A 15289-nucleotide genomic window follows, 5' to 3' on the forward strand; every position below is an offset into this window, starting at 1 on the left:
AATTCGTAAAAATAATAATGATTCGGATCAGGATCTGATGTGGCCGGTGCGACCGGCAACGCGCTCCTCTCAGTCGAGCAGCGCAAGCATCTGTTCGTAGGTGAAGCCGCGGAAATCGGGAATCACGAGGTCGCACAGCCCTTCGATGGCTTCGGCCGGGTTCGTCGTAGCCAGCCCGACCACCTTCATACCCGCCCGGCGCCCCGACTCGATCCCGTGAAACGAATCTTCAAAAACGATGCAGTTCTCCGGCACCGTACCGCACGTCTCGGCAGCCAGCAGATAAGCGTCGGGAGCGGGTTTCGACCGGACAAACATCTCGGCCGTGAGGATATGCTCGAAAATCTGCCCCAACTCCGGATGAGCCCGGTGAACATGCGTCATCTTGGCTTGGTCCGAACTTGTCACCACTGCCATACGCACCCCGTTTCGTTGCAATACTTCTATAAGCATTTCGATCCCCGGAATATAATCGTAGCGCATGGCGCTCTCGAACTCCGCCAAACGGTCGAGAATCAATTGCTGCGCTTCGCGCTGATCCTTAAAATACTTCTCGAATATCTGTATCAGCGTTTGCCCCTTGATGATGCTCCCAAAATCGGGTATATCGGGTTGAAGTATCGGCGCCAGCTCTCTCCAGAAACGTGTATAATGCGTTTCGGTGTCGAATATCACCCCATCCAGATCGAACAGAGCGGCTATCGGTTTCGTTTTGTCCATCTTGATCACGTTTTCGCGTAAAATCCGAGTACAAAGATATTATTTTTTATGGCTTTCCGGGCTTTTCCCCTATCTCTTTTCTACTCTGAAAAGACCGACGGTTACGAATCTATATTAGTGAAAAGTGAAAAACGAAAAACGAAGAGTGAAACGTGAAGCCCTGCGGGCATTGAGGTGTTGAATTGTTGAGGTGTTTGTTGGCTGATGGCTGAATGCTTATTAAAACAAGGTATGGGCATCGATACCCCAACCTTATGGGATGGGGCTGAAATAGATCGGACTTTCAGCCTTTGTGCCCCTTGCGGGCGTTGAGCTGTTAAGTTGCTGATTTTTGGCTGAATGCTGACAGTTGATAGCTGAATGCTTCAACAGCCCTGAAAGGGCGTATTAATTCAGCCCAATGCGTAGCGAAGCGTTGGGAAAAAGGCAATCTCCTCGGCGGAGGGCTGAAAGCCCGACATAATTATGAATGGCTAATGATTATTTTCAGGATAGTCAGGAATAGCCATCAAACGTGCGGTAAAATCCGAACGCTGACGGCTGACAACTGACGGCCAGATACAACCGTTGTGTTGCATCGTCCCGAAAATTCGTACGATCCGACGCAAACCCGGTAGAAAACAGCAGCACGTCGGTCGGATGCCAACCAATGGACACAGTATTCTCCAGTTGACCAGCTGACAGTTTAAATTGTTTACAATACTTTCTTTTGTGCTTAATGTGGAATCTGGGATAAAATATCCTGGCACAAGAAACTTATAATTTGAAGATGATAGGCGTCTTCGTCTTTATAAAACGAAGAAAAAATGGTACGACATACAACGGATTGTAAAACATGTTATATAACATGTAAAAAAACAACAAAAATACTTGCCGCTTTGCTTAAAGCATTATACTTTCGCCATCTCTAAAAGGGAGTAAATAAGCTTTTTTAAAGAAATAAAAATATATAAATGTCCGTATATATGCCTAAAATTAATTATATATTGCTGATATACAGAAATTTATTCCCTCCCCAATCCATACATCCAAATTATTGTTATTAAATAGTTTAATGGAGCTTTTAGGTACAAACACGGATATTTATTTAAAAATAATAATGAATATCCGTATATTTGCCCAGAAATAATTATCTTTGCAAAAAAAATAAGGCAATGACACTGATCGATTTTTTATCTCACTTTCCAGACGAAGAAAGCTGCAAGCAAAAGTTTAAGGCATATCGCGACCAAGTAGGAGTTGTTTGTTCCAAATGCGGAGGCACGGATCATTATTGGAAAAAAGACAAGGAGCAATATGAATGCAAACACTGCCAAACGCGCACCACGCTAAAAAGTGGAACGGTAATGCATAAATCGAAACTACCTTTTCGTTATTGGTTTATAGCCATGCATCTGCTCACGTCAACGAAAAAGACATTTTCGGCCAAAGAAATCCAACGTCAATTGGGACATAATCGTTATCATCCTATTTGGCATATGGTTCACAAACTTCGCGAGGCCATGGGTAAAAGAGATGATGAATATGTCCTTGCAGGTTGTATAGAATTGGATGAAGGTTATTTTTCCACAGAGATGAGTCAAGAGGAAAAAGATAAACCCTTGAAGCGTGGACGTGGCAGTCAAAAGAAAAGCAAAGTTTTAGTAATGGCAGAAAGTGAAATGGTTGAATTTCCGAAAACCGGTCAAAAACCACGAAGAGTCGGCTATTTGAAAATGAAAGTAATCGATGACTTGAAAAAAGAGACCATTAATGCAGCGGTTCAGCAGTTAGCTTCCGGAGCTAATCAAATCGACACGGATCATTCTACCTCTTATGTGGAATTGAAAGACTTTGTACCTAGACACAACTCTCAGGTGATTCCCAAAGAGAAGGTGGGGGAAGCCTTGCCTTGGGTTCATATCGCCATCAGCAATGCCAAGAGACAGTTGATAAATACGTTCCATGACATCAAGCCCGAATTCTTACAAAATTATCTCGATGAATTCTGTTATAAGTTTAATCGAAGATACTGGGGAGAAGCCCTCTTTGGAAGATTGCTCGTAGCTTGCGTAACCTATAAAAATGAGTTTAGGTATAAATACGGATAATCATAAAAATAATACATGTATAATTGGCATGACCAATGGACTTTGCCAATAAAATAAAACAGTATTTTTTCAAATAAAATTTAACCGGTATAAAATGAACAAATTAGGAATATAAAATAATAGGTAAAATGAAATCAGTTAAATTATTTGTAGCCTCAATATTCGCGGCTATTTTTGTAATGAGTTGCAATGATGAAATTGCAGAATTGTCAGAGTCCAACAGGATAGAGGATAAACGCGCGAACACTAATTATAGAGTTTCCATTGATGAGGCAAAAGAAACTCTTTCTCAATTTATGGAAATGATGAATGGGGTAGATTTACGGGTGTCCGGAGGTAATTCTTCTATATCGCACGATTATAGCATAAGAAATGTTGAAGTGATAAGTTCGAATAATCACCAGGTTTATACTCGTGCAGGTAATACATCCAAAGGCATCGACACGCTGATGTATATTGTAAATTTTGAAGATAATAAAGGCTTCGCACTTGTTGCTGCAGATAAACGTACGGATCCTATCTATGCGATTATCGATGAAGGAAACTTTTCGATGGACAGCATAGATAAAGTTGATAACCCCGGATTTATGCTATGTGTAGAACGCTCTCTAAAAAAGCTGCTTATGATATCAAAAACTATTCCGTTACAAATAACGGCAAGATGATAAGCACATCTACTCCCGGTTGGGGAGGGGGAAATCCCGGACGAAAAGTCTATCCTCTGCTTTCTGTAAAATGGGACCAAAGTTCACCGTACAATAATTGCAGTCCTTATGTGGACGGTATCCAGACTTCGAATGGTCGTGGCCATACGGGGTGTGTAATAACGGCAACCGCTCAAATCATCTCTTATTTCAGATGTGTGGGGCAGATTACATACAATACAAATCAAGGAAATGATTTAAACTCGAATCATGGCACGGCAACTTTGAATTGGGACCGGATCATTGCCGATAGTAAATCTATTGCAAATGATAAAAGATATGGCACATTGGATAAAGATTTACACCATGAATCATCGTATGAGGTTGCCCGATTAATGCGCTATCTGGGAGTTGCACTTAAAGCGGACTATTCTAATAAAGGAACGGGAGCAAAGAGTGAAAAAGCAATCGACTGGTTAAATGATTGGGGAGGACTTTCCGCATCCGGATTAAGCGATTATAATGGAGAAGAGGCCGTTAAAGCGCTTGACGCCAAAAAATTAGTATATGTGAGAGCCAATGCTACTAAATCACACACTTGGATTTTTTTTAATAAATATTCAGATGGTCATGCCTGGGTAATAGACGGGTATATAGAAAATATGACAAACGGCAATTTGGACCGACGTTTGGTACATTGCAATTTCGGGTGGGGCGGTCAGTGCGACGGTTATTATATCGACGGAATATTTGACACCGGAGAAGGCACTTTTACTTGGGAACTCGAGGATGAAAACGATCCGCGCAACCCTTATACGCGTCCGGATAAGGATAAAAAAACAAGAGATAAATTGTTTTTCAGATACAAAGTAAAAATGTCGGTTATAGGTAGATGAAACGGAATATGAAAAAATTATTTAGAAATATATTAAGTGCAGGCATTCTTATAGTGCTTTGCTGCAATTGTTCTGACTCGGGGGTAGTACAGGCCGTTTCCCACAATGCTCGTATAAAAGTACTGTATTGCGATAAATCCGGCCATCTATTGAATCTTGGCAAAGGTAAAAATACGATTGAATTGATTTCCGTAAAAAAAGATGGCAGTCATATCGATGATTATGTTCCCGAATCATTGGGCTATGGAGACGAGATGATGATAAACTTGAAAGTCAATACGTATTGGGGTACTTATGAATCGGAATTACACAAGTATACCGTGAAGTGGAAGTCGAATGTTTCCACGGACGCGGACAGTCTGAATGTAACTATCCAAGGGCCTTTTCTTATCCATTATAAAAAAGATGTTTTATATAACGGTAAAAAAATATCTTTATGGGATAATGCGGATTACGGATTAAAAATGGATTTCTACGATAGGTTCCGTGAGGTTAAAGATAATATTTATCGTTATAAAGGCGGTATGGATACCATAGCTCTTTTGGATCAACAAGTATTGACTCTGATCATTCCGATTGATACGATGTCGATCGTGAACTAAAAAAGGCATAATCAACCTTAAAAGGCAGTCAGGGAGAGTATCCTTGGCTGCCCTTTGCAGTAACAGCATCAACATACTCACACAAACACAATATTTTCTGTAAGCTATTGATTATATTGTGATTTAACAGACTTCTCCCTTCTTCTTTTCTACTCCGAAAAAGACATAGGTTGTGAATCTATATTAGTGGAAACGAAAAGTGAATCGTGAAAAGCGAAGCCTTTCGGGCGTTGATTTGTTGAATTGTTGGCTGAATGCTGACGGCTAAGATCAATTACGAATGACGATATCCGAACGCAAACGGCGCAAATAAATGCAGGACTAAATAATATTAAAGGAACTTCTCTCGGTAATAAAAGGCTCAAGAGTCCAGCCATTAAAAAGAACGATTCTTCAATCTGAGTCTTCCCTACAGACATATCCCCAAATATTCAGGTGCAACAACCATTGACCTCTGCAACAAGCCCTTCAAGAAGCCACATAAACATGGCATCAGAAACTTCCTTTATCAACATAAATCATAATAAATTATAAAGCCTATTGGGGTGATTTATTAAAGACGCACCCGGCGAAAACATGCCTAAAATCGAAGTGGATAAAAACGAAGTAACCGTTGCAGGAGATTATGCATCTACCACACTCTTCAAGATTAGCACCTCCGCCGGTATTTCTCGATTAAGACTACGCTTTGAAGACGTAGACACTGTGCTTTACAATAAATTGAAGCCTCCTTTCAATCTGTATGACGACTCAATGGAAGGCGATTGGTACGTTGTCGGGACAGCGGGTCATGAATTGGCCGTCGTGCTGCAAAAGAACGATACGGGGAAAGAGTGAACGCTTTGGATCAGTCTGGATCGGGTAGCTTATCTCCCGGCAATCGTGACAATTCATCAACAAGCACAATGAGAGCCGGTGTAGTCAAGAATAGCCATTAAACTTACGGTAAAATCCGAACGCTGAAAAACTGATGGCTGTGAAAGCTCCAACGCAAACCCGGTAGAAAACAGCGGCACATTGGCCGGAGGGCTGAAAACATCGGATGAAGCGCAGGCGATTTCAAGTCTTGCGAACCCTGTATAACAACACTCTGAACTTTCTTTCAGACAGAAGAACAATATGGAATCGATCTAAAAGAGAGGGTCGGATGTCGTTTTTTTTCATTTATTCTTGTTCGATCGGAAAATACTGATTTCCTTTGCCCCCGTCACAGGTGATTCATCATGCGCTCATGGATGATGGATTGAAAAGGGAATCCGGTGCGAGTCCGGAACTGTACCCTCAGCTGTAATTTCAGTAGAATGGTTCTGCATTCTTTTTGATCACTGTATGCCGCATCAATGGCAACGGGAAGATCGCAAAACCTTGAAAAAGTCAGAAGACCTGCCTGGGCGACTTTTTTTTATTCTTGGGGAATAGGGAATGAAAAAGACTGCAACATATTTGAATCGAATAGATGTATTATTATTTTTTAAAATTAATAATTAAACCAGTATGAAAAAATGTTTTTTTTGTGTAGGAAGAATGGTAGGAGTTTTTCTACTTTTATTGAATTCTTGTTCTGATAATGCCCTTTTAGAGGATGGCATCAATGCCTCCGAAAGAGAAAAAGCAGAAAGAGTAATGTTGAGAAATGCAAATGAAGATGAGACGGAAAAATATCTCGTGCAATTTGCAGAAGTGCTTTCAAAGGCTGTCTATGAAAGAGAAGATGTACGCGCATTTTTGAAAAAAGAGTCCCTAAAGCAATTTGACAAAAACTATGATGTCTTATACGAGCTTGTAAAAGAAGAAACCATCAACGGAAAATCCTTCCGAGATATCCTTGTTTCCTATTCTTCGGATAAGATAATCAGAGAAATTGAAACCAATGTATCTTTATTAAATATTTTGGTTCCCAAAATTGCTCTGTTTAAAGTAGAACCAGAGAATTTGAACACTGAAGACAATGAAATTCCAGTAGCAATATCTAGAGATTCCGAGACATCGCTTTATTTAAATGGTAAAAAAGAATTAAGCCTCCAAAAAGGGGAAGTGCCAAGCTTTCATGTATTTGTGGTAAATGAAAATAGTCGAGTTGTAGCTGTAAATGAAGAGAGTGAAATGCTTGCTTCAACCGGAAGCACAAAAGCAAAAAGGGTTAGAAGTATGAATACCGGAACAAATCGCAAGTCTATTATTTTCAAATCTCCAAACTTTGATGGAGGGAATAATTCGGAAGCAGTGGATACAAGATCGGCTTGGGTAGGAAGTGATATAGTTGGAGAGAAAGAGTTGGAAGCTTTTGAGTATTTTTATACTAATGATGGAAGTGTTAATCAAAAAGCACTTCAACGTGACTATATTTATTATGGAATAACACCTCAAAAAACATCAGGAAGTCTAAATCGATCTATATCAGAATACATTTCTTTTTTAGAAATAAATCCCAAAACCTACTTTAAAATATCAGATCAGCGAGATTCACCATCTCCTAATAAAGACCCCTATATTAAAGAAGATGAAATCGTTAATATGAAACGTGAACTTTCCGAGGCGGAATTAGTAGATAAAATGTGGACAAAAGGTGCATATGAATTTCGATTTGAAATAGTAACATCGACAAATCAACATCCTTATATCGTATATATACCGTTGAGACCAGATGAAATATGGGACTTTCATATTGACTATGAGTATATACACCATACTTTCTTTAGACATTCTAAACATATATATAAAATAGATCCTAATAAATTTACTGCCAAAAGAGTGAATTTGACACCCAATAGAATATCATTTGGCAAATGGCACCTTGCAGAAGAATCGATTTACCGATATGTAACAATTTTAGAAGAAGATGAAAGTATAGAAAATACATATGAAAATGAATATGAGACCACTCGTGTACAAATGGACAAATTTAAAGGAGACGTAAAAGTAGGTTTAGGTCTTGGAAAAATTAATATAAATGGGGGTGTAGAGACTGAAAAAACAGAAACAAACAGTATCAGAGAGAAGAAGAAAGTAATTGTTAGAAGAAAAGAGGCGTCTGATCACTTAGGAAGTGTTCGCATCTATTTTTATGATCCTATTATTGAAAATGTTCTTTGGAAAGGGGTATTTCATGAGGTTTATACATACAATACAGGTATCGTTACATTTGGCATTTCTGTACGATAAGATAAATCATATTCAATTATGAAATCACAAAAATCACAACTTCTTTTTACTTTATTCACAGTTATGATATACAGTATGGTATTATGTAGTTGTGAGAAAGAAAACGGATATGCAAAAAAGGAGAAGAAAGAAAACCAAGTGACTATGAAAGTCTTTTGTAATACTTCCGGTGTACCTGTAAGAATATATGGGTACAAGTCTGGTGGTCTAATCATTAAAGATCAATGGGAAGGTGAATTTGTTACAAAAGACTGGGAAGTACAGTTAGTTGCTTACTGTAATGATAAAACAGCATTGGTAACATTAGAAATTTATGTAAATGGAAAGTTAAAAAGCAGAGGAGAGGGAAATAGCTATGTGGCTATTGGCGCCAAATTAAAATAACCTTTTTCATTACTGACCGACAAAAGTTTAGAATAAAAATAAGGGGCTCCACCGAAGCATTGCCCCCAAAGCTGTAAATTTGTATTGCAACGCAAATTCTCAACTATGGGCAAAGATAATACAAAGAAATTAGTTGGTCAGCCGATTTTCAAACAAATCGTAAAAATACTTCCGCGTGAGCAGTTTGACATCTTGGTACGACAATGCGGCAGCGACCGTTATTATAAGGCATTCTTTTCGTGGGATCAACTTATCGTGATGTTGTTCGGGATATTTTCCCGCTGCGATTCTATGGGCGAAGTCTGCGACGGTATGCGGGCGCTGGAAGGCAAGCTGAATTACCTGAACATGGATTGTGCACCGGCGAAGAGTACGGCGGGTGACGCCTTGCGCGAGAGGAGAGCTTTTCAGGTTGTATTACTTTGCTTTGATAGCCTATTTCTGTCCGCTTTTGTCGGTCAGCCGGAAAAAGGACGTGGGTTTCGAGGAGTTTTACGCCTTTGACTCCACTACGGTGACCTTGTTTTCGGACATCATGAAAGGTGTGGGGCGCAACCCCAAGGACGACGGGAAGAAGAAAGGCGGGCTGAAAGTCCACATGCTGACCGACGTACACGCCGACACGGCCGTTTTCGCCACCATCAGCGAGGCGAAAATGCACGACAAGAAGTTTCTGTCCCACCTGAATCCGTCGAAAGGCAGCATGCCGGTCTTCGACAAGGCGTACAATTTCTATTGTCTGTTTTCCGACCGGACAAAAGAGGGGGTCAACTTTGTCTGCCGGTTGAAAGACAATGCCAAATCTCAATTACAGGAAGTCTTGTTCGAGAAGGAACTCAAAAAAGAAGAATCCGGTGTTTACAAAATAGAACATATCCACCTGGATTATAAACGGGGAAAGAAAAAAGAGACTCTTTGTCTGCGTTTGGTTTATTACAAGGACGAAAAAGGCAGGAAATACAAGTTTATCACCAACAACTGGGAGATAGCGCCCGAAGAAGTCGCTTTGATTTACAAATACAGGTGGACTATAGAGCTGACATTCAAAAAACTGAAACAAAACTTTCAACTGCACTTCTTCTACTCGGAAACGGAAAACGGGATAAAGACGCAGGTCTGGTGCACGCTGATTGCCCATTTGCTGTTAAACGTGGTGCGAGTCTTGTCCGGGGAGCAAAAAGGCGTTTTCAACCATCGCGGCATTGGTGCGGATACACTTGATTAGTCACTTGGATTTAATTTGGGTGGTGACAGAAGGACGTAAAGCCTACTCCAAACGTACTAAAAGTAAAAATAAAAACCCTTCGAATGTTCAATTATCTTTATTTTAGAAGGAGGCAGCTTTTGAAAAACAGAAAAAGAAATGATAAATGCATGTATATTAACTAATTACAGATAAAAGCCGATGGATTTTGATTTTAGTCGGTTAATAGTGAATCTTTTTCTCTTAAAGACTAAGTAATGTTATACATTCCTTCATTCTTTCTTTTATGGAAAGGATGGCGGAATTTTCTATACAAACTAAAAATGGAATCATTGAGTAAATGAGCTATAGCGAAGAAAATAATCTTTTTTGCTTTCTCTTTTTTCTGGCCACTTAAATATAAAAAACTCTTCTTTTTATCTGATAAATCGATGTGGGAGCCAGTTTACAGTATTGACAACAAGTTCACAAGTCGATATGGAGATGAAAAACATGACTTGGCAGACGTATGAGGAGGCGTGGCACAAGGTGATAACGACATAGAATTCGAATAATTTCCTTGTGTCGGTCAGCAATCATGTACGGCTTAGATTTTCGCAAAAAGACCGTATGTAGCGCCCTCCGACGGAGGCAAAAAGCCGGCAGAGCCGCATATTACCAGACACGGCGGATGAACTGCAAAGAACAGTCCGGAGCAACGATAGCACCGGCCGACACTATCCTCAACGAGCAACTTCCGTTCCGTTACGCTCGCTTACAATAACTTGTTTATTAGCATATCTTCATCCTCTTTCAGACAGAAAACAAATATGGAATCTGTCTAAAAGAGCGTATCGGATGTCATTTTTTTTCATTTATTCTTGTTCGATCGGAAAATACTGATTTCCTTTGTCCCCGTCACAGGTGATTCATCATGCGTTCATGGATGATGGATTGAAAAGGGAATCCGGTGCGAGTCCGGAACTGTACCCTCAGCTGTAATTTCAGTAGAATGGTTTTGCATTCTTTTTGATCACTGTATGCCACATCAAGGCTACGGGAAGATCGCAAAACCTTGAAAAAGTCAGAAGACCTGCCTGGGCGACTTTTTTTCATTCTTGGGGAACAGGGAATGGAAAAGACTGCAACATATTTGAATAGATATAATTGTTGAATCTATTGCGAGAAGACAGGTTCGTGGTGTGTACACGAGGTCTTCGGATGGGTGTGTAACGCAACAGACCTTGTTCTGTGTCGACGTAAGGAAGAGTCGCGTCGTTCCGGAATCGGTGTAGAGGCGAAGTATATCCTTTTTGTTCTTCTTCGCAATGGAAGAATCGGGCAAACCGGACATTTTTTAACTTATAAAAAGAAATATACATGAAGACAAGAGAAGAGTACGTGGAAAGCCTCAGGAAGCTGAACCTGAAGGTGTATTTTATGGGTGAACGGATTCATAATCCAGTCGATCATCCGGTAATCAGGCCGTCGCTCAACTCCATCGCCATGACGTATGAATTGGCCGAAATGGAGGAGTACAAGGATATCATGACGGCGACATCGAACCTGACCGGTAAAACGGTCAACCGGTTCTGCCATCTGCATCAAAGCCCCGAAGACTTGAAGAAGAAAGTGAAAATGCAACGCCTGCTCGGACAGAAGACTGCAAGTTGTTTCCAGCGATGCGTCGGAATGGATGCCTTCAATGCCATCTATTCAACGACCTACGAAATGGATCAAGCCCTTGGCACAGAATACCACAAACGCTTTGTGGAATACATGAAATATGTACAGGATAACGACCTCGTAGTCGATGGGGCAATGACCGACCCGAAAGGCGACCGAGGACTCTCGCCATCGCAACAGGAAGACCCCGATCTATATGTTCATATCAACGAAGTAAGACCTGACGGCATCGTGGTGACAGGTGCCAAGGCCCACCAGACGGGAGCCGTAAACTCGCATGAGCACCTGATTATGCCGACGATCGCCATGAAAGAAGCCGACGCCGACTATGCCGTATCGTTTGCCATCGAGAGCGATGCCGAAGGAATCACGATGATCTACGGACGTCAGTCGTGCGACACGCGCAAGATGGAAGAAGGCGCCGATATTGACCTCGGCAATCCGATGTTCGGAGGGCACGAAGCGCTCGTCGTGTTCGACCATGTATTTATCCCCAACGAGCGAGTATTTATGTGTAAAGAATATCAGTTTGCCGGCATGATGGTCGAGCGTTTCGCCGGGTATCACCGCCAGTCATACGGAGGATGCAAGGTCGGTGTGGGCGACGTCCTGATTGGCGCGGCCGCTCTGGCTGCCGATTATAACGGCGTACCCAAAGCATCGCATATCAAAGATAAACTCATTGAGATGATTCACCTGAACGAGACGTTGTATGCCTGTGGAATCGCCTGCTCGTCGGAAGGGGTGAAGATGCCGGCCGGAAATTATATGATCGACCTGCTGCTGGCCAATGTCTGCAAACAGAATGTGACCCGTTTCCCGTATGAAATCACCCGTTTGGCCGAAGATATTGCCGGTGGACTGATGGTCACCATGCCGTCGGAACGGGACTTGCACTCGGAAGAAACGGGCGATATCGTCCGTAAATATCTGGCCGGAGCAAAAGGTAAAGACACCACCAACCGGATGCGTATCCTGCGTCTGATTGAGAATTTAACATTGGGGACGGCTGCCGTCGGCTACCGTACGGAGTCACTGCACGGAGCCGGATCGCCGCAAGCACAACGCATCATGATCGCACGTCAGGGCGATCTGGAGGCCAAGAAGAAAATGGCGCGCACCATCGCCCGCATCGACGAATCGTTAGACCAATAAGAACGTGAAGGAAACGGAACGATTCATCGAGAAAGAGGCCGTCACTGCCGTGCTGCGCGAAAAGGTCAGCCCTCTCCTGCGCAGTCACGGTGGAGACTTGACACTGACGGGAATCTCCCGGTCGGTCGTCAGAGTGTCTTTCACCGGAGCATGCCGATATTGTCCTTCGGCCTGCGAAACGCTCGAGCACGTCGTGCAGAAAATCCTTCGCGAAGCGCTGAGCGACGAAACGATCCGCGTGGAAACCGACTATGGCGTCAGTCAGGCACTGCTCGATGAAGCAAAACGGATCCTTCGAAAAACCCATGAATCGAATTTATAACAATGGAATGGAAAACAACCTATCGTAACAAAATTGTCTCGGCTGACGAAGCCGTCAGACAGATTCGCAACAATGAGCTGGTATCATTGGGTCATGCCGCCGGAGTGCCGCAGATGTGTGTCGATGCCTTGGTACGAAACTCTACGTATTTCAAAAACGTCGGCATTTATCACATGTTAGTTCTGGGCGAAGCAAAATATACGGAACCAGGGATGGAAGAGGCTTTCCGCCATGTCGCGAGTTTTATTGGGGCGAATACGCGTTCGGCGATCAAAGAGAAGCGGGTCGATTTTCTTCCGGCTTTCCTTTCCGAAGTGCCCCGCATGATTCGTGAGCGACTCATCCCCGTCGATGTCGCCATCGTACAGCTCTCCCCCCCTGACGAGGACGGGAATTGCAGCTTCGGCATATCGTCGGATTATTCGAAGCCATCAACCGAACATGCGCGGTTAGTGATCGGCGAGATCAACGAGCAGATGCCGTACATCGGAGGAGATAACCTGATTCATCTGTCGAAGCTCGACTGTATCGTGGAAGCCGACTATCCGCTTTACACGATTGCGCCTCCTCGTATCACCGAGGTAGAGGAGGCCATCGGGAGAAACTGTGCTACTCTGATCGAGGACGGAGCAACCCTTCAGTTGGGTATCGGCGCGATTCCGGATGCCGTGCTTCTTTTCCTGAAAGACAAGAAAAATCTGGGGATCCATTCGGAGATGTTCTCGGACGGAGTGCTGGAGTTAGTCAAAAACGGTGTAATCAACGGAAAGGCAAAAACGTTACATCCGAATAAAATGGTGGCAACGTTCCTGATGGGGACGCAGGCGTTGTATGACTTTGTGAATCATAACCCCGACGTGGAGATGTATCCGTCGGATTATGTGAATGACCCTCGGGTAATTGCGCAAAACGATCGGATGATCAGCATCAACAGTTGTCTTTCGGTCGATCTTGCCGGTCAGGTTTCGTCGGAGAGCATTGGCTTGCAGCAAATCAGCGGGACGGGCGGTCAGGTAGATTATGTACGTGGCAGCATGTGGTCGAGAGGCGGAAAAAGCATCATGGCCATGCCTTCGACGGCAAAAAACGGTACGACTTCGCGGATCGTAGCCACACTGACCGAAGGCACCACGGTCACAACCTCGCGCAACGATGTGGATTACGTGGTGACCGAATACGGAGTCGCCCGTCTGAGAGGCAAATCGCTCCGCGAACGCGCCAAGGCATTGATCAAGATTGCTCATCCCGATTTCAGAGAAGAATTGGAAGCATTTTATCAACAGCGTTTTCATTAAGTCCGATACGTATCATTCAAAATATTACGAATATGCAACTATTCAAATTAAAAACAACGATTCACCGGTTCGAATCATTCGGTGATTTTGCGAAAACATTTGCTCTCGGCGAGAATGACCTTGTTATTACCAACGAGTTTCTGTATGAGCCTTACATGAAATCGTGCGCCCTTCCCTGCCGCTTTATCATGCAGGAGAAGTACGGCTTGGGAGAACCGTCGGACGAAATGATGAACAGCATGCTGAATGATGTGGCGAACCTGCGCTATACACGTGTCATTGCCATTGGCGGAGGAACGGTGATCGACATCTCGAAGCTTTTCGTACTGCAAGGACTCAAGAATGTATCGGAGGCGTTCGACCGTAAGATACCGCTTATCAAAGAGAAACAGTTGGTCATCGTTCCGACTACTTGCGGAACAGGCAGCGAAGTAACGAATCTCTCCATCGCCGAAATCAAAAGCCGTCATACGAAAATGGGACTGGCCGACGATACAATTCTGGCCGACGACGCCGTCATCATTCCGGAGTTACTGCGAGGACTGCCGTTCAAATTTTATGCGTGCAGCGCTATTGATGCGTTGATACATGCGATTGAATCCTATGTCTCTCCCAAAGCGAACCTGTACACGCGGATTTTCAGCGAGGCCGCCTGGAACATCATTCTCGATGTGTTCAAAGAGATTGCTGCCAAAGGGCAGGACTGCCGTTTCGAGAAAATGGGCGAGATGATCATGGCCAGCAACTTCGCGGGAATCGCTTTCGGGAATGCCGGGGTAGGCGCCGTACATGCGCTCTCGTATCCGCTCGGAGGCACGTATCATGTACCACACGGCGAAGCAAACTATCAGTTTTTCACCGAGGTCTTCAAGATGTATCAGGCCAAGAACCCGGAAGGAAGCATTGCAGAGCTGAACAAAAAAATCGGGGAACGACTGAACTGTAGCCCTGAAGAGGTGTTCCCCGAGTTAGATAAGTTGCTGGGTTGTCTGATCGAGAAACGGTCGCTCCGGGAATATGGCATGAAACCCGAAGAAGTAAAAGGCTTCGCCGAGTCTGTTGTGAAAACACAGCAGCGTCTGCTGGCCAATAATTACGTGGCATTGACTCAGGACGAGATGGAAACCATTTATCAAACGTTATATTAAAT

General features: G+C 43.2%; 15 protein-coding genes and 2 riboswitches. Of the genes, 13 read left to right on the top strand and 2 right to left on the bottom strand.

Going from position 1 to position 15289, the window contains the following annotated elements; genetic code table 11:
- Window positions 1-69: 69 nt before the first annotated feature.
- Together BFO_RS06400 and BFO_RS15600 are read right to left on the bottom strand one after the other, a co-directional pair.
- Entirely contained in the window at window positions 70-720 is a 651-nt protein-coding gene (locus BFO_RS06400) for an HAD family hydrolase (RefSeq protein WP_014224829.1), read from the bottom strand.
- Between the two features lie 495 nt (window positions 721-1215).
- Window positions 1216-1377, bottom strand: a complete 162-nt coding sequence (locus BFO_RS15600; RefSeq protein WP_014224830.1) for a hypothetical protein — start codon at window positions 1375-1377, stop codon at window positions 1216-1218.
- Between the two features lie 497 nt (window positions 1378-1874).
- On the opposite strand from BFO_RS15600, the gene BFO_RS06405 reads away from it, so the two are divergent.
- The 13 genes from BFO_RS06405 to BFO_RS06470 all read left to right on the top strand — a co-directional run bounded on the left by BFO_RS06405 (window position 1875) and on the right by BFO_RS06470 (window position 15287).
- Complete coding sequence (locus tag BFO_RS06405) at window positions 1875-2810, top strand: IS1595-like element ISTfo1 family transposase (RefSeq protein ID WP_041590710.1); 936 nt, start codon at window positions 1875-1877, stop codon at window positions 2808-2810.
- Window positions 2811-2938: 128 nt separating this feature from the next.
- A complete protein-coding gene (locus BFO_RS06410; protein WP_080561786.1) occupies window positions 2939-3475 on the top strand; it encodes a Spi family protease inhibitor in 537 nt (178 codons plus the stop codon).
- A complete protein-coding gene (locus BFO_RS14935) occupies window positions 3472-4350 on the top strand; it encodes a C10 family peptidase (RefSeq protein WP_014224831.1) in 879 nt (292 codons plus the stop codon). The genes BFO_RS06410 and BFO_RS14935 overlap by 4 nt, the downstream gene beginning before the upstream one ends.
- An 8-nt stretch (window positions 4351-4358) precedes the next feature.
- On the top strand, window positions 4359-4952 hold the full coding sequence (locus BFO_RS06420) for a hypothetical protein (RefSeq protein ID WP_014224832.1): 594 nt from the start codon (window positions 4359-4361) through the stop codon (window positions 4950-4952).
- Between the two features lie 576 nt (window positions 4953-5528).
- Entirely contained in the window at window positions 5529-5789 is a 261-nt protein-coding gene (locus BFO_RS06425) for a hypothetical protein (RefSeq protein WP_014224833.1), read from the top strand.
- 357 nt (window positions 5790-6146) lie between these two features.
- A riboswitch (cobalamin riboswitch) is annotated at window positions 6147-6357 on the top strand.
- 89 nt (window positions 6358-6446) lie between these two features.
- On the top strand, window positions 6447-8114 hold the full coding sequence (locus tag BFO_RS06430; protein WP_014224834.1) for a hypothetical protein: 1668 nt from the start codon (window positions 6447-6449) through the stop codon (window positions 8112-8114).
- An 18-nt stretch (window positions 8115-8132) separates the two neighbouring features.
- Window positions 8133-8498 (top strand): hypothetical protein, encoded by a 366-nt coding sequence (locus BFO_RS06435; protein WP_041590738.1) that lies wholly within the window; start codon window positions 8133-8135, stop codon window positions 8496-8498.
- Between the two features lie 105 nt (window positions 8499-8603).
- Window positions 8604-9002: a DUF4372 domain-containing protein gene (locus BFO_RS06440; protein WP_041590739.1), complete on the top strand. Its 399-nt coding sequence runs from the start codon at window positions 8604-8606 to the stop codon at window positions 9000-9002.
- Window positions 8974-9723, top strand: coding sequence for an IS4 family transposase (locus BFO_RS06445; protein ID WP_041590740.1), 750 nt, complete (start codon window positions 8974-8976; stop codon window positions 9721-9723). Before BFO_RS06440 ends, BFO_RS06445 begins: the two co-directional genes overlap by 29 nt.
- Window positions 9724-10586: 863 nt before the next feature.
- A riboswitch (cobalamin riboswitch) is annotated at window positions 10587-10796 on the top strand.
- A gap of 265 nt (window positions 10797-11061) precedes the next feature.
- Window positions 11062-12522 (top strand): 4-hydroxyphenylacetate 3-hydroxylase family protein, encoded by a 1461-nt coding sequence (locus BFO_RS06455; protein ID WP_014224837.1) that lies wholly within the window; start codon window positions 11062-11064, stop codon window positions 12520-12522.
- Between the two features lie 4 nt (window positions 12523-12526).
- Window positions 12527-12844, top strand: coding sequence for a NifU family protein (locus BFO_RS06460; RefSeq protein WP_014224838.1), 318 nt, complete (start codon window positions 12527-12529; stop codon window positions 12842-12844).
- A gap of 2 nt (window positions 12845-12846) precedes the next feature.
- Window positions 12847-14139 (top strand): acetyl-CoA hydrolase/transferase family protein, encoded by a 1293-nt coding sequence (locus BFO_RS06465; protein WP_014224839.1) that lies wholly within the window; start codon window positions 12847-12849, stop codon window positions 14137-14139.
- A gap of 32 nt (window positions 14140-14171) precedes the next feature.
- On the top strand, window positions 14172-15287 hold the full coding sequence (locus tag BFO_RS06470; RefSeq protein WP_014224840.1) for a 4-hydroxybutyrate dehydrogenase: 1116 nt from the start codon (window positions 14172-14174) through the stop codon (window positions 15285-15287).
- Window positions 15288-15289: the final 2 nt, after the last annotated feature.

This window comes from Tannerella forsythia 92A2 (genome assembly GCF_000238215.1).
Lineage (GTDB): Bacteria > Bacteroidota > Bacteroidia > Bacteroidales > Tannerellaceae > Tannerella > Tannerella forsythia.